This is a genomic window from Streptomyces sp. NPDC059169 (assembly GCF_042755225.1).
Taxonomy (GTDB): domain Bacteria; phylum Actinomycetota; class Actinomycetes; order Streptomycetales; family Streptomycetaceae; genus Streptomyces.
Window position 1 is genome coordinate 17,876 of sequence record NZ_JBHZCF010000016.1, and the last position, 19,068, is coordinate 36,943.

A 19,068-nucleotide genomic window follows, 5' to 3' on the forward strand; every position below is an offset into this window, starting at 1 on the left:
CTCCCTGCGCCCGCCCTCCCGTCGCCCGCCACCACCCTTCTAAGGATTGGGCTGCGTCCATGAGCACCCTCCACATCGACCACACCTCGCGCTGGTTCGGCAACGTGGTCGCCGTCAACGACGTGACCATGACCGTCGGTCCGGGTGTCACCGGACTCCTCGGCCCCAACGGTGCGGGCAAGTCCACCCTGATCAACATGATGGGCGGCTTCCTCGACCCCTCCACGGGGAGTGTCACGCTCGACGGCCAGCCGATCTGGCGGAACGAGACGGTGTACCGGAAGATCGGCGTCGTCCCCGAGCGCGAGGCCATGTACGACTTCCTCACCGGCCGTGAATTCGTCGTCGCCAATGCCGAGTTGCACGGTCTGGGGGCCAAGCAGGCCCAGCGCGCGCTGGCCACCGTGGAGATGGAGCACGCACAGGACCGGAAGATCGCGACGTACAGCAAGGGCATGCGCCAGCGCGTCAAGATGGCCTCGGCGCTGGTGCACGAGCCGGACGTGCTGCTCCTGGACGAGCCCTTCAACGGCATGGACCCGCGCCAGCGGATGCAGCTGATGGAGTTGCTGCGGCGGATGGGTGCCGAGGGTCGCACGGTGCTGTTCTCCTCCCACATCCTGGAGGAGGTCGAGCAACTCGCCTCGCACATCGAGGTGATCGTCGCTGGGCGACACGCCGCGAGCGGTGACTTCCGCAAGATCCGCCGGCTGATGACGGACCGGCCGCACCGGTACCTGGTCCGCTCCAGCGACGACCGGGCGCTGGCCGCCGCGCTGATCGCCGACCCTTCGACGGCCGGGATCGAAGTGGACCTGAAGGAAGGCGCACTGCGGATCCAGGCGGTCGACTTCGGGCGGTTCACCGCATTGCTACCGAAGGTCGCCCGTGACCACTCCATCCGGCTGCTGGCGGTCTCGCCATCGGACGAATCCCTCGAATCGGTCTTCTCGTACCTCGTAGCGGCCTGATAGGAGCCATCGACATGTACAACCCGACAGTCGCCCGGCTCACCTACCGGGCCCTGCTCGGCCGTCGCCGCGCCGCGGTCCTCTTCGTCCTCCCGGGGTTGCTGCTGCTCATCGCGGCTGCGGTGCGGGGGTTCAACGGAGTGGACGACCAGGTCGCCGCCGACGTGCTGGGGGGCTTCGCCATCGCCACGATGGTGCCCCTGATCGGAGTGATCGCCGGAACCGGAGCCATCGGTCCGGAGATCGACGACGGTTCGATCGTCTACCTGCTCGCCAAGCCCGTGAAACGGCCGACGATCATCGTCACCAAGTTGGTCGTGGCGATCGCCGTGACCATGGCGTTCTCCGCCGTACCGACCTTCATCGCGGGCTACATCCTCAATGGCAACGGCCAACAGCTCGCCGTCGCCTACACGGTCGCGGCGCTCGTCGCCTCCATCGCCTACAGCGCGCTGTTCCTGCTGCTGGGTACCGTCAGCCGGCACGCGGTCGTGTTCGGCCTGGTCTACGCCCTGGTGTGGGAGACCCTGTTCGGCAGCCTCGTCCCGGGGGCGCGGACGCTGAGCGTGCAGCAGTGGTCACTGGCGCTCGCCGAGAAGATCGGTGGCGAGGGGATGATCACGTCCGAGGTGGGCTTGCCGCTCGCGGTGGCACTGCTCGTGGGCGTCACCCTGCTGGCGACGGCGTACGCAGGGCAGAAGCTGCGGACGTTGAAGCTGGCGGGCGAGGAGTGACGCACGGCTGAGACGGGGTGCGTCCCCGGCCCCTGCTGCCCTCGTCTTCGCGGGGGCAGCGGGGGCCGGCTTTCCCCGCCGTGGAAATCCGGTGGCGGCGAACTGCTCGTGCCCGGCACAGTGGTTGTGGGCACCGAGACCGGGGAGGAGCGAGGCGATGGCCGAGAGTACGGGTCCGTCGAGTTCCCCACAGGGCAGCGTCCGGCAGGCTTCGGAGTAATCATCGGACTCCGTCGAGCGGCCGCCCCACAGCTGCCCGGGCGGCCGCTTCGAGCGCGCACCTGCGCGGGCCGCCCTCCCGGAGGATTGGCCGAGTGGTAAGGCACCGGCTTGCTAAGCCGAGGTCGGGGTCAACCCCGCGCGCGTTCGATCCGCGCATCCTCCGCTCCGTGGTCACCGGCCGGTAGGCGCACGGGTCAGGGCTGTTGTACGCCCGCGGGCCGACTATCCCGGGGCTCGCCCGTCCCGGTTGCGCAAACCGGGGGCAGTGCTCGCGGTTACCGGGCGGTCCGGTCCGTGACGCCCGCGCGGTCAGGCCGCGAGCAGCTGCTCCAGCACCACGGCGATGCCGTCGTCCTCGTTCGATGCGGTCACTTCGTGCGCCACGGCCTTGAGCGACTCATGGGCGTTGGCCATGGCCACGCCGTGGGCGGCCCAGCCGAACATGGGGATGTCGTTGGGCATGTCGCCGAAGGCGATCGTCTGTGCGGACCTGACGCCGAGACGCCGCGCCGCGAGGGAGAGGCCCGTGGCCTTGCTCAGCCCCAGGGGGAGCATCTCGATGATCCCCGGGCCCGCCAGCACCACGTCGACGAGGGTGCCGACCGTCTCGCGCGCCACGCGGGCCAGGCTGTCGTCGTCGAGCTCGGGGTGCTGGACGTAGACCTTGTTGATCGGCGCGGACAGGAGCTCGGCCGGGTCGTCGAGGGGGACCGCGGGGAGCGGGCCCACCTGCATCCGGTAGCCGGGCCCGACGATCACGTCGCCGTCGAGGCCGTCGCGCGCGGCGGCGAGGGCCAGCGGTCCGACCTCCGCCTCCAGCTTGGCGAGGGCGATCCCCGCCAGTTGCCGGTCCAGCGTCACCGACGTCAGCAGCCTGTGTTCGCCAGCGTGGTAGACCTGTGCCCCTTGTCCGCACACGGCGAGCCCCTCGTAGCCCAGGTCGTCCAGGATGTGCCGGGCCCACGGGACGCCGCGCCCGGTGACGACTATGTGCGCGGCGCCCGCTGCAGTGGCGGCGGTGAGTGCCGAGCGCGTGCGCTCCGACACCGTCTCGTCGTCGCGCAGCAGGGTTCCGTCGAGATCCGTGGCGATCAGGCGGTACGGAAAGCTCACTTGCCGACCGGCTCCAGAACCTCACGCCCGCCGAGGTAGGGACGCAGCACCTCGGGCACCCGCACCGAGCCGTCCGCCAACTGGTGGTTCTCGAGGATCGCCACGATGGTGCGCGGGACGGCGCACAGCGTGCCGTTCAGCGTCGCGAGCGGCTTGACCTGCTTGCCGTCGCGCACGCGCACGGACAGCCGCCGGGCCTGGAAGCCGTCGCAGTTCGAGGCCGAGGTGAGCTCGCGGTACTTGCCCTGGGTCGGGATCCACGCCTCGCAGTCGAACTTCCGGGAGGCGGAGGCCCCCAGGTCCCCGCTCGCCACGTCGATCACCTGGAAGGGCAGCTCCAGGGAGTTCAGCCACTGCTTCTCCCATTCCAGGAGTCGCTTGTGCTCGCTCTCGGCGTCATCCGGGTCGACGTAGGAGAACATCTCGACCTTGTCGAACTGGTGGACGCGGAAGATGCCGCGGGTGTCCTTGCCGTACGTCCCGGCCTCGCGGCGGTAGCACGGCGAGAAGCCCGCGTACCGCAGGGGCAGCTTGTCGGCGTCGATGATCTCGTCCATGTGGTAGGCCGCGAGCGGGACCTCGGACGTGCCGACGAGGTAGTAGTCGTCCTTCTCCAGGTGGTAGACGTTCTCCGCGGCCTGCCCGAGGAAGCCGGTGCCCTCCATGGCGCGCGGGCGGACCAGCGCGGGGGTGAGCATCGGGATGAAGCCGGCCTCGGTGGCCTGCGCGATCGCCGCGTTGACCAGGGCGAGTTCCAGGAGGGCGCCGACGCCCGTCAGGTAGTAGAAGCGCGAGCCGGACACCTTGGCGGCGCGCTCGACGTCAATGGCGCCGAGGGCCTCGCCGAGCTCGAGGTGGTCCTTGGGTTCGAAGCCTTCGGCCGCGAAGTCGCGGATCGTGCCGTGGGTCTCGAGGACGGTGAAGTCCTCCTCGCCGCCGACCGGGACGTCGGGGTGGACCAGATTGCCCAGCTGCATGAGCAGCCTTCGGGTCTCCTCGTCGGCCTCGTTCTGTTCGGCTTCGGCCGCCTTGACGTCGGCCTTCAGCTGCTCGGCCTTCTTCAGCAGCTCGGCGCGCTCGTCCGGGGAGGCCTTGGGGATGAGCTTGCCGAGCGACTTCTGCTCGGAACGGAGTTCGTCGAAGCGGACGCCCGACGACCTGCGCCGCTCATCGGCGGAGAGCAGGGCGTCGACGAGCCCGACGTCCTCTCCACGGGAGCGCTGGGAGGCGCGAACACGGTCGGGGTCCTCACGGAGCAGGCGAAGGTCAATCACCCCACCAGGCTACCGGTGCGGGCTCCCGCCTCCCCACTCGTTATCGACACCCCATCCCTTTGGGTCGAATTGCCGGAATTGGGAAAGGGGGAAAGGTGACCGGATTAATGCCTGCTGATGAGGGGGCATCCGTCAATATGGGGATCTTGGTCGCCGAAATGGGGCATCCACCTTACGTGATCTTGACTCCGATGTCGTGCGGGCCGGAGTTCTCGATCTTTCGTTGTCCACAGAAGCGGGGTGACTGCCAAAGGTTATCCACAGGCTGTGTGTACGGTCTGTGGATTCCAGAATTGATCATTCCCAGGGGCTTGTTCGAGCCCCGAGTCATCCCTGGCAAACCCCTTCCGCGCACTCGTTCGGGTGGGAATTCTTCGCCTCAAAGAGTTGATCAATGGAATTGAGGTGACACGGTCACTGTCGACCCCCTGTGGGGTGAGGTGGGGGAGTGGGGCGATTTGTCGACCATGCCGGACTGTCGTGTCGACTTGTCCCCAGGCCACGGGGGAGCCTGTGGATAACTTCTGTGGGTAACGAAAAAGTGCGCAGATACGACCGAAGTGGCGGCGTACGGTCCTACGAGCGCCCGTCCTGGCAGCGCGCCAGCCAGTCCGCCGCCTCCACGAACGCCTGGTCCGAAGTGCCCGGCCGCGGCGCACGGACGTTCGCCGGAGCCGCCCCCGCCTGCGGATACGAGCCGAGGAAGCGCACCTCGGGGCAGATCCGCTTCAGCCCCATCAGCGCCTCACCCACCCGCCGGTCCGCGATGTGACCCTCGGCATCGATGGCAAAGCAGTAGTTGCCGATGCCGGCCCCGGTCGGACGCGACTGGAGCAGCATCAGGTTCACCCCCCGCACCGCGAACTCCTGGAGGAGCTCCAGCAGTGCGCCCGGGTGGTCATGGCGCTGCCAGATGACGACCGACGTCTTGTCCGCACCGGTCGGTGCCGCGGGCCGGGCGGGGCGGCCCACGAGGACGAAGCGCGTCTCGGCGTTCTCCGCGTCGTGGATCTCGGTGACCAGCGGTTCGAGCCCGTACGTCGCCGCCGCGAACTCACCTGCGAACGCTGCGTCGTACCGGCCTTCCTGGACCAGCCGCGCACCGTCCGCGTTCGACGCGGCCGACTCCCACACGGCGTCGGACAGATGGGCGCGCAGCCAGTTCCGCACCTGCGGCTGCGCCACGGGGTGGCCGGTCACCGTCTTCACGTCCGACATCTTCGTGCCGGGCCGCACCAGCAGCGCGAAGGAGATCGGCAGCAGCACCTCGCGGTAGATCATCAGCGGCTCGCCCGACGCCAGCTCGTCGAGGGTCGCCGTCACGCCGCCCTCCACCGAGTTCTCGATCGGCACGAGAGCAGCCGCAGCCTCCCCGTGGCGCACGGCGTCCAGCGCGGCGGGCACCGACACCATCGGGACGAGCTCCCGGGTCGCGGCCTCCGGGAGCGTGCGCAGGGCGGCCTCGGTGAAGGTTCCCTCGGGGCCGAGATACGTGAAGCGAGTCGCCGACATACCCGTCACCCTAGTGCGCCACACCCCCGGTGCGCTCCTGATCGCTCACTGCTCCAGAAGCCGCTGACCCACGTATTCACCCGGCCTCGGGCCGCCCGGTACGGCGAAGAGACCACTCGCCTCGTGGCGGATGAACGTCGACAGGGCGTCGCCCCGGTCGAGCTTGCGCTGCACCGGAACGAAGCCCTTCAGCGGGTCCGCCTGCCAGCAGACGAAGAGGAGGCCGGCGTCCGGGGTACCGTCCGCCGCCATCCCGTCGTGGTACGAGAACGGCCGCCGCAGCATCGCCGCACCGGCGTTCTGCTCCGGAGCGGAGATCCGGGCGTGCGCGTTGTCCGGGATCACCAGGGTCCCGTCCGGGCCGAACTTGTCCAGATCCGGCTCGGTCGTCTCGCTGCCCCCGGTCAGCGGCGCACCGTCCGACTTGCGCCGCCCGATCACCAGCTCCTGGTCCTTGAGCGACAGCTTCTCCCAGTCGTCGAGCAGCATCCTGATGCGCCGGACGACGGCGTACGAGCCGCCCGCCATCCACGCATGTTGCCCGTCGGACGGTACGAACACGCGGCTGTCGAAATCGGGTTCGGACGGCTTCGGGTTGCCCGTGCCGTCGATCTGACCCATCAGATTGCGGGCGGTCATCGGGCGTGCGGTGGCGCCCGGCGACCGGTTGAAGCCGTTCATCTGCCAGCGCACGCGCGCGGCGGTGCCCGCGTCCTTCTGCACCGTGCGCAGCGCGTGGAAGGCGACGAGGGCGTCGTCGGCGCCGATCTGCACCCACAGGTCGCCGTTCGAGCGCCGGGCGTCCAACTGGTCGGCGGAGAACGGTGGCAGTGGGTCCAGCTCCACCGGGCGCCGAGCCGCCAGCCCCGTGCGGTCGAAGAAGCTCCGACCGAAGCCGAAGGTGATCGTCAGCGAGGACGGGCCGGCGTCCAGCGCGACGCCCGTGTCGCCGCTACCGGCCGGTTCGCCCGCCATCAGCCGGGCCGCCGTCGACGACCAGCGGCGCATCAGGGCCGCCGCCTCCTTGCGGCCGGCGCCCGGCGTCAGGTCGAAGGCGACCAGGTGACCGCGGGCCTGCAGCGGATCGGTGATGCCCGCCTGGTGGGCGCCGTGGAACGGCACCGAGGCGGAGCCGACCGTCGTCAGTGCCGTCGCGGGGTCGCCGCCCGTCGCCGCGTATCCGGCGGCACCGCCGAGGACCAGGCCGGTCGCGCCGGCGGCGCCCACCGTGCCCAGCAGTCTGCGCCGCGAGATGTCGTTGTCGCTCATACCCCTGCCCACGTCAGCCGATCTTCACGTTCTTGTCGACGGTCGCCTGGTCGATGTCCGACGTCCGTACGGTGATTTGGACCCGCCATTCACCCGGGAGCGGGATCTGGAGGTTGCGCGCGCTCCACTGGCCCACTGCGATGCGGTCGGGGGTGACCGGCAGCGGACCGATCTTCTCCGCGGTCAAGGTGAAGGAGACCTTCACCTCGGGGGCGTCCAGCGGGCGCCCGTTGGGCCGCTTGACCCACAGCCGCAGCTCGTTGGCGCCGGAGCCGCCCGGGCTGATGCTGAGGCGTGCCGTGCCCTTGCCGTCCTTGCCACCGGTGTCGAAGGGCAAGGTGATGTCGACGGGACGGCTGGGCGCGGGTGCGGCGGCCCGCGGGTCGCCCGCGTTGGCCGCCAGTTCCTCCGTGCGCCCGGGCTCGGTCGACGTCAGCAGCGTCGTCACGGCCAGCACGACGACCGCAACACCGGCCTCGGCGAGCACCGAGCGACGCAGCCCGGAGCGTTCCGCGTCGGCCTCCTTGAGCCGCTTGCGGGTGGCCGTCGCCACGGCGGTCTTCTGCCGGGCCAGTTGGGCGGCGCGCTCGGGGTCCACGGCCGCCGCCTCGCCGGCGTCCGGATTCCCGCCCGTCTCCGGCACCTCGCCCGGCTGCTCCTTCCCGGTCGGTTCTGCGTCCTTTCCGGCAGAGTCAGGGCCGCCCCCGGCCGCAGCGTCCGACACCCGCGCCGTCCAGCGGCGGGAGACCCACGCGATGCCGACGAGCAGGGCGATCAGGGCCACCTTGAGCAGCAGCAGCCTGCCGTACGACGTGTCGGTCAGCGCCGACCACGAGCCGAGCTGCCGCCACGACTGGTAGAGCCCGGTGAGGGCCAGCACCACGACCGACCAGAACGCCACCCGGGAGAACCGGAGCACCGCGCTGCGCTCGACCGCAGGTGTCCCGTGGAGCGCCACCAGCAGGGCCGCCAGACCGCCGAGCCATGCTGCGACGGCCAGGAGGTGCAGCACGTCCACCGGCATGGCGATGCCCGGCTGGAGCCCCGTCGAGGCGTGTTCGGACAGTGCCCAGGTGGCCGCGATGCCGGCCGCGACGACCGTGCCGCCGATGCCGAGCCCGAAGGTGAGGTCCGTGCCGCTGCCGACGCGCCCGCCCGTGTCCCCGTCGTCGTCCCCGTCCCGCACGTCGTCGCCGGCGGATGCCTCCGCCTGCTTGGCGAACGCCCCGAACAGCACGGCGACGAACAGGGCCGACGCACCGAGCAGCAGCAACCGCGAGACCAGCGCCGCCCCGGTCTTGGTGGCGAGCACGGCCTGCAACCCGGCCAGGTCGAACACGTCACCCAGCCCGCCCGAACCGGTGTACGCACTGCGCAGCAGCAACATCGCCAGCGTGGCCCCGGTGAGAGCCACCCAGCCGCCGACCACCAGCCGCTGCACGGGCCGTGCGCCCGCGCCTCGCGGCCAGCAGCCCAGCACGAACGCGGCACCGCCGACGAGTACCACGAACCCGGCGTACGCCGCGTACCGGGCGATCCCGTAGAGCACGCCGACGGGCCCGCCGCCGGGGTTCTGCTGCGGCAGCTGAACCGCCGTCCGCGAGGGCGCGCCGACGGAGAAGGTGAACGCCCCGGCGACCGGATGGCTGTCCGCGGACACCGCCTGCCAGGCAACGGTGTACGTGCCCTTCGCCAGTCCGGACTGCAGGCCGACCCCGTACGTGACGACGTTCCCGCTGCTCAGGTCGCGCGGCGCTCCGGTGTCGACCCGCTTGCTCCTCGGGTCGAGGACCCTGATCGAGTCGTTCCCGACGGCCACCTGCTCGGAGAACGTGAGCGTGACCTCCTTGGGGGCGGCGGTCAGCACCGCCCCGTCCCTCGGGCTGCTCCCGGTCAGCGCGGCGTGCGCGCTCGCCGGCGCGGCGCCCGAGAGCAGCGCGCCGAGGAGCGCCCCGGCAACGAGCAGCAGCCTCACCAGGGCACCTCCCCCGGTCCCGAAGCGCGGGGCGGTGGCTCTAGGCATGTGTCGGTCCCTCAGTCAGCCGGTCAGTGGTGCTTCGGGTTGTACGTGCGCTCCTTCACCGGAACCTCAACGGTGACCGGGTCGGAGTCCTGGAAGCGCAGCTGCACGGTCACCTTCTCACCGGGCTCCGGCTGGTGCTTGAGACCCATGAACATGATGTGGCTGCCGCCGCGCTCCAGGTTCAGCGCCCCATGGGCGGGCAGGTCGAAGGACTGCACCTGCCGCATCGTCTGGTTCTTGGCCTCGTGGATCTGCACGTCGTCGGAGAGGTCGCTGGTGACCCCGGTGAGCTTGGTGCCGACCCCGCCGTCGTTGGTCACGGTCATGAAGGCGCCGGCCATCTCGGTGTTGACCGGCTGCGGCATGAAGGCCCCGGTGACCTCTATCTTCGGCTTGGCGTCGGCGTCGTCGGACGAGCTGCAGCCGCCCAGCGCCAGAGCGGCGGCGAGCGTCACGGCCGAGGCGAGGGCGGTAGTGCGTGGGCGGGTCACGGGGTCTCCCCCTTGATGATCTTCGGCAGGTCCTTGGCGTAGTCCTCGGCCGTCGTCTCCTCCCCGTATAGGACGTAGCCCTGGTCGGTCTTGGGGGAGAAGGCGATCACCTGGGCGCCGTGCATGGAGACGACCTTGCCGTCCTTCCCCTTCGTGGCCGGGTCGATCCCGATGCCGAGCTGACGTGCGCCCGCCTGGATCGTGGCGAAGTCGCCCGTGAGACCGGTGAACGACGGATCGCCCGCCGAGGGCAGCCACTTGCCGAGCTCGGCAGGGGTGTCGCGCTCGGGGTCGGTGGTGACGAACACGACCCGGAGCTTGTCCTGGTCGGCCTTGGGCAACCGCTTCTTGGCGACGGCGATGTTGCTCATGGTCAGCGGGCAGACGTCAGGGCAGTGCGTGTAGCCGAAGTAGATCAGTGTCGGCAGGCCCTTGGTCTGCTCGCGGAAGTCGTAGCTCTTGCCCTTGGTGTCGGTCAGCACGAGGTTCGGCTTCTCGAAGGGCTGGTCGAGGACGGTCGCGGCCTTGGTCTTCTTCGGTGCGGAGACGTCGGCGACGGGATTGTCGCCGCCCGCGCCGTCACTGCCGGAGCCGCAGGAGGTGAGGGTGAGTGCGGCCGCCACCGCCAGGGCGGCGGCCGTCACGGATTTGTAGCGCATGGCGATGTGTCCAAAAGGGGGTGGGGTGCGGGTATCAGGCGGTTCGCCGGCGGCCGGCCAGCACGCCGAAGGCCACTCCGGCGGCACCGACGAGGATGCCGACGACACCCAGGACACGGGCGGTGGTGTCGGAGGATCCGGCCGCGGCCTCGGTCTCGTCCTCCGCCGCGTGCTCCTTCTCGTCGTCGTGTCCCTTGCCGTCGGCGGCTGCGCCACCGTGGTGGTCGTCGGTGGAGGCGGCCGAGAGGGCGAGCACCGGAGCGGGGTTCTCCGGCTCCGCCGCGCCTTCCTTCGGTTCCTCGATCCAGCGCACGACCTCCTTGTTGTCGTACGTCTGGAGCGCCTTGAAGACGAGCTTGTCGGTGTCCTCGGGCAGTCTGCCGAGCGAGACCGGGAACTGCTGGAACTCACCCGGGGCGATCTTGCCGCCGTCCGCGGTCCACGTGATCTTCGAGACGGCTTCGGTGATCTGCTTTCCGTGCACGTCCAGGGGCTTGGCGAGCTTGGTCTTGGTGACCTCGGCCTTCCAGCCGGGGACGGGCTGCGGCATCACGGAGGAAAGCGGGTGCTCGGCGGGGACGGTGACCTCCAGCTTCACGGTGGACGCGTTGTCGCGCTCGTTCGGGACCTTGAAGTTGACGGTGGCGTAGCCGCCCTTGGCCGCGGCGCCCTGCGGCTGCACGCTGACGTGCGCGAAGGCGGTGCCGGAGAGGAGGACGACGGAGGAGGCGGCGATGCCACCGGCGACGACGAGACGCGAAAGCTTCATGAGATGACTCCACGGGAGCAGATAAGGGGTGGATCCGGCGCGCGAGGATGCGCGCGGACGCCGCGGCACCACCGCGCCCGGGAGTCCTGTGACTTCCGTCGCGTGGGCCGCGTCAGGCTGCGAGGACGTGGCGGGCGGGTGGCCCGCGCCTGATCACCGTGTGCTGGATTGCTCCCGCTGCCTTCGGCGGGGAGTCGTCGGAGCCCGCAACGACGAGGCGCGGACCGGTGGTTCCGGGCGCGCCGGGAAGTCCGGCGAGCAGCGCACGCACGAGCACGAGGGCGGCGCGCAGGGCGCGTACCGGGGCTGCTTCGGTCACCGCGGCGGTGGCGTCGTAGGAGGAGAGCGCGGCCAGCTTCAACAGCGCGAGGTCACCGCTCCGCAGCAGCCAGCCGGCCGCCAGTGCGGCCAGCAGGTGGCCGAGGACCATCGGGAGACCGGGGAGCAGGCCGGCGGGCTCGGCCATCCCGTGCCCGGTGTGCGCAGCGTGCACCGCGGCGGCCGGGTCGATCCCCGCGCCGACGATGATCCGCTGGGCGTCCGCGACGCTGAGCGAGTTGCCCCCCGCGCCGCAGACGAGCTTGGCCGCCGTCCTGATCAGTGCGTCGTCCGCGCTCGGGGACACCACGAGCTGGCTTTGGGCGACGCCGAAGAGGGTGTGCAGCGCGAGCTGGCCCATGGTCAGGGCGCCGACGGTGAAGGGCAGCGAACGGGTGCGTCCCGCCAGCGGCGCCGCCACCGCCAACACGAGCAGGAATCCGCCGAGCAGGGACCACCAGGGAACGGTGGCGCACGCCGCCAGCACATGCCCCAGCGCGGACAGCACGACGCAGACCGCGGCGAACACCGCGGCCCGCAGCAGCCGTGGACCGGCTCCGGGTGCGTCGGCGGGTGGGGCCGACGGATGTGCAGACATGGCCGCGCCATCATCGCACTGCGCCCCTGGGCTCGGTGCGGCAGGTCCGGAAGGTCACGTTTGGGGCCCGGGCGGATGCATGGCGTGGACATACACCGGCACGGGGAGATGCGACATCCGCCGAATGAGGGCAATCACGTCAACTCCGCGCTTACGAACGTGATCCAGGGGCAATACGTATCGGTATGTCGAGCCGCAGCCAGGAGGCTGGAGCATGAGCATCTGGTGGACTCTCCATTTGCGGCGCGAAGCAGCGAGCGTCCCGCTCGCCCGGCGACTCCTCCTCGGCGCCATGGAGACCGCGGGCGTCGACCCCGACATCTCGTACGACCTCTCGGTCGCGTTGAGCGAGGCGTGCGCCAACGCCGTCGAACACGGAGGGCGCGCGGGGGCCGGTGCTTCGGAGGCGTACCGGGTCACCGCTTACCTGGACGGCGAGAAGTGCCGCATCGAAGTGTCCGACGCGGGGCCGGGCTTCCCCGACTATCCCCGGGCGGTCGTGCCCGCCCTGTCCGCGGAGAGCGGCCGCGGCCTCTGCCTCATCGAACAGCTGGCCGACCACGTCTACCTCAGGAACAGGCCGGGCCGGGGCGCCGTGGTGAGTTTCGACAAGATGCTGAAATGGCGGGAGGACGCCCTGCTCAGAGTGGTCTGATCAGGGCGTCCTCCCAGGCCCGTGCACGCTGCCGTCGCCGGCCGCGTGCCGTGAATCCCGCGGTGCCGGACCGTGCGCGGCGCGACAGGCTCAGCCCCTGAGCCGATCCATCCACGCCTCGACCTCGTCGGCACGGCGCGGCAGCGCGGCCGACAGGTTCCGGTTCCCGTCCTCGGTGACGAGGATGTCGTCCTCGATCCGGATGCCGATGCCGCGGTACTCCTCCGGGACGGTGAGGTCGTCGGCCTGGAAGTACAGACCCGGTTCGACGGTCAGGCACATGCCCGGCTCCAGCGTGCCGTCGACGTACGTCTCCCGGCGCGCGACCGCGCAGTCGTGGACGTCCATGCCGAGCATGTGACCGGTGCCGTGCAGGGTCCAGCGGCGCTGCAGACCCAGCTCCAGCACCTTCTCGACGTCGAGGTCGCCGAGCAGGCCCCACTCCACCAACCGGGCGGCGAGGACGCGCTGCGCCGCGTCGTGGAAATCGCGGTAGTCAGCGCCGGGTCGCACCGCGGCGATACCGGCCTCCTGCGCCTCGTACACGGCGTCGTAGATCTTGCGCTGCAGGGGACTGAAACGACCGTTGATCGGCAGCGTCCGCGTCACGTCGGCGGTGTAGAGCTCGGTGGTCTCCACACCCGCGTCGAGCAGCAGCAGGTCGCCGGAGCGGACCGGACCGTCGTTGCGCACCCAGTGCAGGGTGGTGGCGTGCGGTCCCGCCGCGCAGATGGAGCCGTAACCGATGTCGTTGCCCTCGACCCGGGCGCGCAGGAAGAAGGTGCCCTCGATGTAGCGCTCGCTGGTCGCCTCGGCCCGGTCCAGGACCTTGACGACGTCCTCGAAGCCACGGGCGGTGGAGTCGCACGCCTTCTGCAGCTCGGCGATCTCGAACTCGTCCTTGATCAGACGGGCCTCGGAGAGGAAGCAGCGCAACTCCTCGTCGCGCTCGGCGGTGACCTTGTCGGTCAGGGCGGCCTCGATGCCCGCGTCGTGACCGCGGACGCCGCGCACCGGCCCGGTCGCCTCGCGCAGGGCCTGCGGCAGCTCGCGGACGTCCTTGGCCGGGATGCCCAGCAGCTGCCCGGCCTCGGCCAGCGAGTGGCGGCGGCCGACCCACAGCTCGCCGAGGCCGTCCAGCCAGAACTCGCCGTTCTCGCGGTTGGAACGGGGCAGGAGGTAGACCGTCGCCTCGTGCCCGTCCGCGGTCGGCTCCATCACCAGCACGCCGTCGTGGGTCTGGTCACCCGTGAGGTACGCGTACTCGGTCGAGGCGCGGAAGGCGTACTCGGTGTCGTTGGACCGGGTCCTCAGGTTGCCCGCCGGGATCACCAGGCGCTCGCCCGGGAAACGGGCGGAGAGGGCGGCACGGCGGCGCGCGGTGTGCCCCGCCTGTGCGATCGGCTCCAGGCCGTGCAGCTCGGTGTCGGCCCAGCCGGACTTCATGTTCTCCGCGAGCTCGTCGGAGACCCCCGGGTACAGGCCGTTCTTGCGCTGCTTGATCGGCTCCTCGGCGTCCGCCTCTGCGTCGGCGGCACCATCGAACTCGGTCTCCGGGGTCTCCGGGATGAGCTCTTCTGCCACGGGTCTGCCTCCTCATCGGTACGATGCTGAACCCTTCACACATCGTACGGTCGTGCGGACACGTGCCCGTGGCGCTGGGGCACCCCGGCCGGACGGGCCCGCGGTCGCACGGCCCCCGGGCACGACCGGACCGTGCCGGAATCCGCGGAATCCCCGGCGGTTCCGCGGGCTACGCGAAACGGGCCGCCAGCATGACGACGTCCTCGCCGGTGTCCCCGCCGGCCGGGACGCCGGGCAGCATCGTCCGCAGTACGTGGTCCGCGACCGCCCCCGGATCGTCCCGCACGGCCCTCGGCACGCTCGCCGCCGCCGAGTGCAGCCGTGCGAACGCCCGGTCCATCGGGTCGCCCGTCCGCCGCAGCAATCCGTCGGTGTACAGCAGCACCGTTTCTCCGGGAGCCGGGGAGAACTCCACGCTCGGCGCCTCCCAGCAGGCCAGCATGCCGAGCGGCGCCGACAGGGAGGTCTCGACGAACTCCGTGCGGCACTCCCCGACGACCAGGGGAGGGGCGTGGCCCGCTCCGGCGAGCACGACCTTGGTGCCCCGGCCCGGCGACTGCGGGGTCCCGATCGGTTCGCAGTACGCGAACAGCGCGGTCGCCGAACGGGCCGGTTCCGTCAGCCGCAGCAGCAACTCCAGGTCGGAGAGCACGGCAACGGGATCCTCCCCCTCCATCACCGCGTACGCGCGCAGGCTCGCCCGGAGCCTGCCCATAGCGGCCAGGGCGCTCGGGCCCGACCCGGACACCGAACCCACGGCGAGTCCCAGCGCTCCTTCGGGCAGCGGGAGCGCGTCGTACCACTCGCCACCGCCGCGCGGTCCGCTGAGATGACGCGCCGCGAGCCGCACCCCCGGCACCCGGGGCAGCCGGCTCGGCAGCAGTTCGTCGGCGATCGTGGCCATCTGCCGGCGGGCCCGCTCCAGCTCCAGCAGCCGCGCCAGGTGCTCGGTGGCGTAGCGGCCGTAGACACCGACGAGATGGCGCTGCCGCTCCGCGGGTTCGGCGGGTTCGTCGTAGAACCAGACGGCCACGCCCAGCCGGCCGGCCGCTTCGGTGGCGATCGGGAGGGCGTAGCTCGCGGCGTAGCCCAGTCGGGCGGCGACCTCGCGGTGGCGCGGGTCGAGTGTGTCGTCGTGGAGGAGGTCGGCCTGGGCGACCGCGGCCGGCACCGTGCCGTTCCCGCCGTCCAGGATCCGGCCGTACCCGGTGGCGGAGCGCGGGACGGTCTCGATGTGGCCGAGGTCGGCGTGGGCGAGGCCGAGGCCGATGGTGGCCGCGGGCCCGCCGCCGTCGGCCGGTTCGAAGACCACCATGCCGCGGTGGGCGCCGACCAGGGCGGCGCCCGCGCGCAGGACTTCGTGGAGGGCCTCGTCGAGCCCTCCGGTTCTGGTGAGGCGTTCGGTGAGCTCGTGGAGGGTCGTGAGATCGGAGACCCAGCCGGCCAGCCGGTCCTGGATCACCGCGCCGGTGGCGGTGGTCGGGGTGGGAGCGGGCGCGAGAGACGTGGCAGTGTGCGTCGGCGCTGGAACTGCTGAATCGATTCCAGCCACTTTCGGCAGGTGAGGGGTGCTCATGGCAGCCGGCTTTCCGGCTGGCGCGTTCTGGCCAATAGCATCGCAAACCCCCATGTCAATCTGCGTCGCTACCAATGCATCCACATCTACACGCACACAAAGGGGGATGTCCAGTATTGTCCTAGCGGGAATACTGGTGTCCGAGGCGCTACTAACTTGGCCTAAAAATGCCCCCCATGGCATCCATTTGCGGTCGACTGGAGCCGTTCGACAGGGCGTCATTCCGAGCGTGATGGGTACGTAAACGGTGATGGCCAGGGGCAGTTGGGACAGCCCTGGAACCTGGCGGAGGCCCCGGGCGTCTTAACCGCCGTGGGTCGCCGCCCCCATCCCCAGTGGCGGGACAGGTACAGCGGGACAGTAAGCGCCAGGCGCGCGCCACCCCTCGCCATGCGTTTAATGGACACAGCCCATGGGACCGCCCATGCCTGCGGCGTGGGTGGCGAGACGTCGCTTGTACGCACAGTGAAGTGATGCACACATGGTGTGATGGACCTCGGCGTTCAACGGAAAGGAACGAGCGCTCATGCGCGAGATCCTCGGAAGGCGACGCAGGCTCCGGTTCTGGCGCAAGGGGAGGCCTGCTCCTCAGCTTGACGCGGCGCTGACCTGCGCCACCGCGTGGAAGTGGCCCGTGCTGCCCGGCGTGGGACTCAAGTCCGCCGGTGGGCGGGCCGACCGCGGCCGCGGCTGTGCCTGCCCCGACCCCGACTGCGTGGTACCCGGTGCCCACCCCTTCGACCCGGGGCTCCTGGCGGCGACCACCGACGAGCGCATGGTGCGCTGGTGGTGGACACGGCGGCCCGCGGCGCCGATCGTGCTCGCCACGGGAGGCCGCGCGCCCTGCGCAGTGAGCCTGCCCGCCGTCGCCGGGGCCCGTGCACTGTCTGCGCTCGACCGGAAGGGCGTCAGGCTCGGCCCGGTCGTGGCCACTCCGACCCGCTGGTCGCTGTTCGTCGCCCCGTATTCCATGGAAGAACTCGGCGAACTGCTGCACGCCAAGGACTGGGTGCCCAGCTCGCTGCGCTTCCACGGCGGGGGCGGATACCTGATGCTGCCTCCTTCCGAGACGGGCACGGGGCAGGTCCGCTGGGAGCGGGCACCACTGCCCGGGTCCGCTCGGCCGTGGCTGCCGGACGTCGAGGCGGTCGTCGACGCCCTCGTCGAGGCGAGCGTCAGTGCGCCGTTCGGGGGGATGACCCCGCCCGAAGCCGGGGACGACTCGAAGCTCGCCTACTGACCGTCGCTCTCGGTTCCGTGCAGCCGGCGGTACGGCCCCGCCGGTGGCCGCGGCCCCGTTCGGGACGAGGCCGCTGCCGTCGACGTGCCACCCGGATGACGGCGTGACGAGAACACCGCACACCCGTGGCGGTTCGCCGTGCGCCCGTCGACCCCGGGGTGCCCCGATCCACTCGTCCGGCCCCCGCCCGTCTGCGGCGCCGTGCCGCGCCCCGGCTGCGGCACGGAGGAAGCGGACGGGCGGCGTCCAGGACGTAGTAGTGGACGGGTGGAGTTCGTGAAGAGCAGTGGGCGGTGCTTCCGGCGCGGGTGTCGGGCATTGTCCAGGGAGTGACGGTCCGTTGTGCGACCCCATGTCGGGCCGGATGGCAAGACGGCACGGCGGTAGGGATTTCTGGCTGAAATCCATTCATGCGGCGAGCGTGGTGCCGAGCCGTCGGTCGAAAACCGCGGTCCACGCACTAGCGAACGTGCTCCCGCGCAACTCGGTTCGGGCGCCACGCTCGCAGCCTGGAAGGTTGTATCGACCACGGGTTCGGCTGTCGATGCGCCTGCGCGACGCCGACGGGACGGCCGTCGGCGGACCGCGGGGATCAAGGGGGCCGGGAGATCCCCGGGTAGGGGCCGTACGGGCATATTGCGCGTGCGGGTCGGAGATGCCGCCGAGGTACGCAAAACGCCAAGTGAGAAGCAGCGGGAGGGGTGCGGGCGGCTATTCGCTCGTTGCGTAGTTCGCATCTCCCCGAAGGTGAGCTCGCCATCCTTCGCTACCGCGATCCGGCGGCAACTCTTCCGCATCCGCGCGCAGTTGGTGCCGGAAGAAAGTGATGGAAGCCATTCCGGAAATAGCAGCGCCCGGTCGCTGGCGACGGGGGATGCACCAGCGACCGGGCTTCCAGAACGGTAACAAGAGATCTGCTGTTCGCAAATTCGATCTCGAGTATTCGGACAGGGAATTACCCGTCCGTAGGGGTGATTGTGACGGGAATCACTTGTCGTGGGACAGAAACCGTCAGTGCCCCTTACGACGGTCCGGTCAGCTGAGGGTCACCTGACGGTTGGTGAGCCCGCCGCGGGCCCGGCGCTCCTCGGCAGTCAGCGGAGCGTCCGCCGCGAGCGCCGAGGCCAACCGCTCGGCGAACTCGGCAGCCGGCTTCTCGCACTCCTCGGCACCCATCCCGCTCGGCAGGTCCCAGACCGGCACCACGAGGCCGTGCGCGCGGAACGAACCGACCAGCCGGGTGCCCTCGCCCAGACTCGACGTGCCGGCGGCGTGCAGCCGGGCGAGCGCGTCCAGGAGCTGCTCCTCCGGATGCGACATGACCCAGCGCAGGTGGTTCTTCTCCGGCGTCTCGCACCAGTACGCCGCGTCCACGCCGGACAGCTTGACGGTCGGGATCGCGGCGGCGTTGGCGCGCTCCAGCGAAGCAGCGACCTCCGGGCTCGGGTTCTCCGCCGATTCCGGGATCCAGAATTCGAACCCGCTGTGGACGACCGGCTCGAAGGGAGCGGCCGGATCGAGCAGCTCCTGGAGCCGCGGACCCTCCGGGGAGACCCGCTCCCCGGCGACCGCGGTGCCGGGCTTCGCCTTCAGCGCGCGCTGAAGGGTGTCGGCGAGGTCCCTGCTGAGGTCGCCGGAGGACGTGTCGTTCTGCACGGCGAGCAGCACGGAGCCGTCGTCCCGGCGCAGCGCGGGCCACGCCATGGGCAGGACGGTGGCGAGCGTGACGGACGGAACGTCCGCGGGGAGCTCGTCCTTGAGGGTCAGCGCGACCGTCGCGGCGGGCACCAGTTCGCGGAGTGCGACCCAGTCGCACTCCGAGGGAAGCCCCTCGAAGGGGCGATGGACCAGCTCGGTCACGGCGTGCGCGGCGGCACGGCCGTGGCAGGCCTTGTAGCGACGGCCCGACCCACAGGGGCAGGGCTCGCGGGCACCCACCACCGGCACGGGCTCGTCGGCGCCGGCGGCGCGGGCACCATCGGTGCGCTGTGGCCTGGTGGCCTTCGTCTGGGGGCGCTTCTTGGCCATGATGGGCTTTCTCCCGATGACGGCGTGCTTGT

General features: G+C 70.8%; 16 protein-coding genes and 1 tRNA gene. 5 read left to right on the forward strand and 12 right to left on the reverse strand.

The genetic code is table 11. From position 1 onward, the window contains the following. Positions 1-59 precede the first annotated feature (59 nt). The 3 genes from ACFXOM_RS26325 to ACFXOM_RS26335 all read left to right on the forward strand — a co-directional run bounded on the left by ACFXOM_RS26325 (position 60) and on the right by ACFXOM_RS26335 (position 2,090). Positions 60-971 (forward strand): ABC transporter ATP-binding protein, encoded by a 912-nt coding sequence (locus ACFXOM_RS26325; protein ID WP_384942611.1) that lies wholly within the window; start codon positions 60-62, stop codon positions 969-971. Between the two features lie 14 nt (positions 972-985). After that, complete coding sequence (locus ACFXOM_RS26330; protein WP_384948431.1) at positions 986-1,705, forward strand: ABC transporter permease subunit; 720 nt, start codon at positions 986-988, stop codon at positions 1,703-1,705. Positions 1,706-2,005: 300 nt separating this feature from the next. Beyond that, positions 2,006-2,090 (forward strand) — tRNA-Ser (locus ACFXOM_RS26335). 146 nt (positions 2,091-2,236) lie between these two features. On the opposite strand, the gene ACFXOM_RS26340 is transcribed toward ACFXOM_RS26335, so the two are convergent. The 9 genes from ACFXOM_RS26340 to ACFXOM_RS26380 form a co-directional block, all read right to left on the reverse strand. Further along, the gene (locus tag ACFXOM_RS26340; RefSeq protein WP_384948428.1) at positions 2,237-3,040 is read right to left on the reverse strand and encodes an HAD family hydrolase; all 804 of its coding nucleotides are present in this window, start codon (positions 3,038-3,040) and stop codon (positions 2,237-2,239) included. Continuing rightward, positions 3,037-4,314, reverse strand: coding sequence for a serine--tRNA ligase (gene serS, locus ACFXOM_RS26345; protein WP_384942617.1), 1,278 nt, complete (start codon positions 4,312-4,314; stop codon positions 3,037-3,039). The genes ACFXOM_RS26340 and serS overlap by 4 nt, the downstream gene beginning before the upstream one ends. A gap of 576 nt (positions 4,315-4,890) precedes the next feature. Beyond that, positions 4,891-5,826: a prephenate dehydratase gene (pheA, locus tag ACFXOM_RS26350; protein WP_384942619.1), complete on the reverse strand. Its 936-nt coding sequence runs from the start codon at positions 5,824-5,826 to the stop codon at positions 4,891-4,893. Positions 5,827-5,871: 45 nt separating this feature from the next. Next, positions 5,872-7,095, reverse strand: coding sequence for an iron uptake transporter deferrochelatase/peroxidase subunit (efeB, locus tag ACFXOM_RS26355; protein ID WP_384948426.1), 1,224 nt, complete (start codon positions 7,093-7,095; stop codon positions 5,872-5,874). 13 nt (positions 7,096-7,108) lie between these two features. Further along, positions 7,109-9,118, reverse strand: a complete 2,010-nt coding sequence (locus ACFXOM_RS26360; protein WP_385039579.1) for a copper resistance protein CopC — start codon at positions 9,116-9,118, stop codon at positions 7,109-7,111. Positions 9,119-9,141: 23 nt separating this feature from the next. Continuing rightward, on the reverse strand, positions 9,142-9,609 hold the full coding sequence (locus tag ACFXOM_RS26365) for a copper chaperone PCu(A)C (protein ID WP_384942625.1): 468 nt from the start codon (positions 9,607-9,609) through the stop codon (positions 9,142-9,144). Then, positions 9,606-10,268, reverse strand: coding sequence for an SCO family protein (locus ACFXOM_RS26370; RefSeq protein ID WP_384942627.1), 663 nt, complete (start codon positions 10,266-10,268; stop codon positions 9,606-9,608). Before ACFXOM_RS26370 ends, ACFXOM_RS26365 begins: the two co-directional genes overlap by 4 nt. A 34-nt stretch (positions 10,269-10,302) precedes the next feature. Then, positions 10,303-11,037 carry a YcnI family protein gene (locus ACFXOM_RS26375; RefSeq protein WP_384942629.1) on the reverse strand — a complete coding sequence of 245 codons (735 nt, stop codon included), beginning with the start codon at positions 11,035-11,037 and terminating at the stop codon, positions 10,303-10,305. Positions 11,038-11,149: 112 nt separating this feature from the next. Continuing rightward, positions 11,150-11,953: a hypothetical protein gene (locus ACFXOM_RS26380; RefSeq protein ID WP_384942631.1), complete on the reverse strand. Its 804-nt coding sequence runs from the start codon at positions 11,951-11,953 to the stop codon at positions 11,150-11,152. A gap of 214 nt (positions 11,954-12,167) precedes the next feature. Between ACFXOM_RS26380 and ACFXOM_RS26385 the strand changes: the two genes are divergently transcribed. Further along, positions 12,168-12,608 (forward strand): ATP-binding protein, encoded by a 441-nt coding sequence (locus tag ACFXOM_RS26385; protein WP_384942633.1) that lies wholly within the window; start codon positions 12,168-12,170, stop codon positions 12,606-12,608. Positions 12,609-12,698: 90 nt separating this feature from the next. Here the strand turns inward: ACFXOM_RS26385 and ACFXOM_RS26390 are convergent, their stop codons facing one another. Beyond that, on the reverse strand, positions 12,699-14,192 hold the full coding sequence (locus ACFXOM_RS26390; RefSeq protein ID WP_384948420.1) for an aminopeptidase P family protein: 1,494 nt from the start codon (positions 14,190-14,192) through the stop codon (positions 12,699-12,701). A 169-nt stretch (positions 14,193-14,361) separates the two neighbouring features. Further along, positions 14,362-15,885: a PP2C family protein-serine/threonine phosphatase gene (locus ACFXOM_RS26395; RefSeq protein ID WP_384942637.1), complete on the reverse strand. Its 1,524-nt coding sequence runs from the start codon at positions 15,883-15,885 to the stop codon at positions 14,362-14,364. A gap of 409 nt (positions 15,886-16,294) precedes the next feature. Between ACFXOM_RS26395 and ACFXOM_RS26400 the strand changes: the two genes are divergently transcribed. Further along, complete coding sequence (locus ACFXOM_RS26400) at positions 16,295-17,008, forward strand: bifunctional DNA primase/polymerase (protein WP_384942638.1); 714 nt, start codon at positions 16,295-16,297, stop codon at positions 17,006-17,008. A 1,035-nt stretch (positions 17,009-18,043) separates the two neighbouring features. On the opposite strand, the gene ACFXOM_RS26405 is transcribed toward ACFXOM_RS26400, so the two are convergent. Beyond that, a complete protein-coding gene (locus tag ACFXOM_RS26405) occupies positions 18,044-19,036 on the reverse strand; it encodes a DUF5926 family protein (protein ID WP_384948417.1) in 993 nt (330 codons plus the stop codon). Positions 19,037-19,068: the final 32 nt, after the last annotated feature.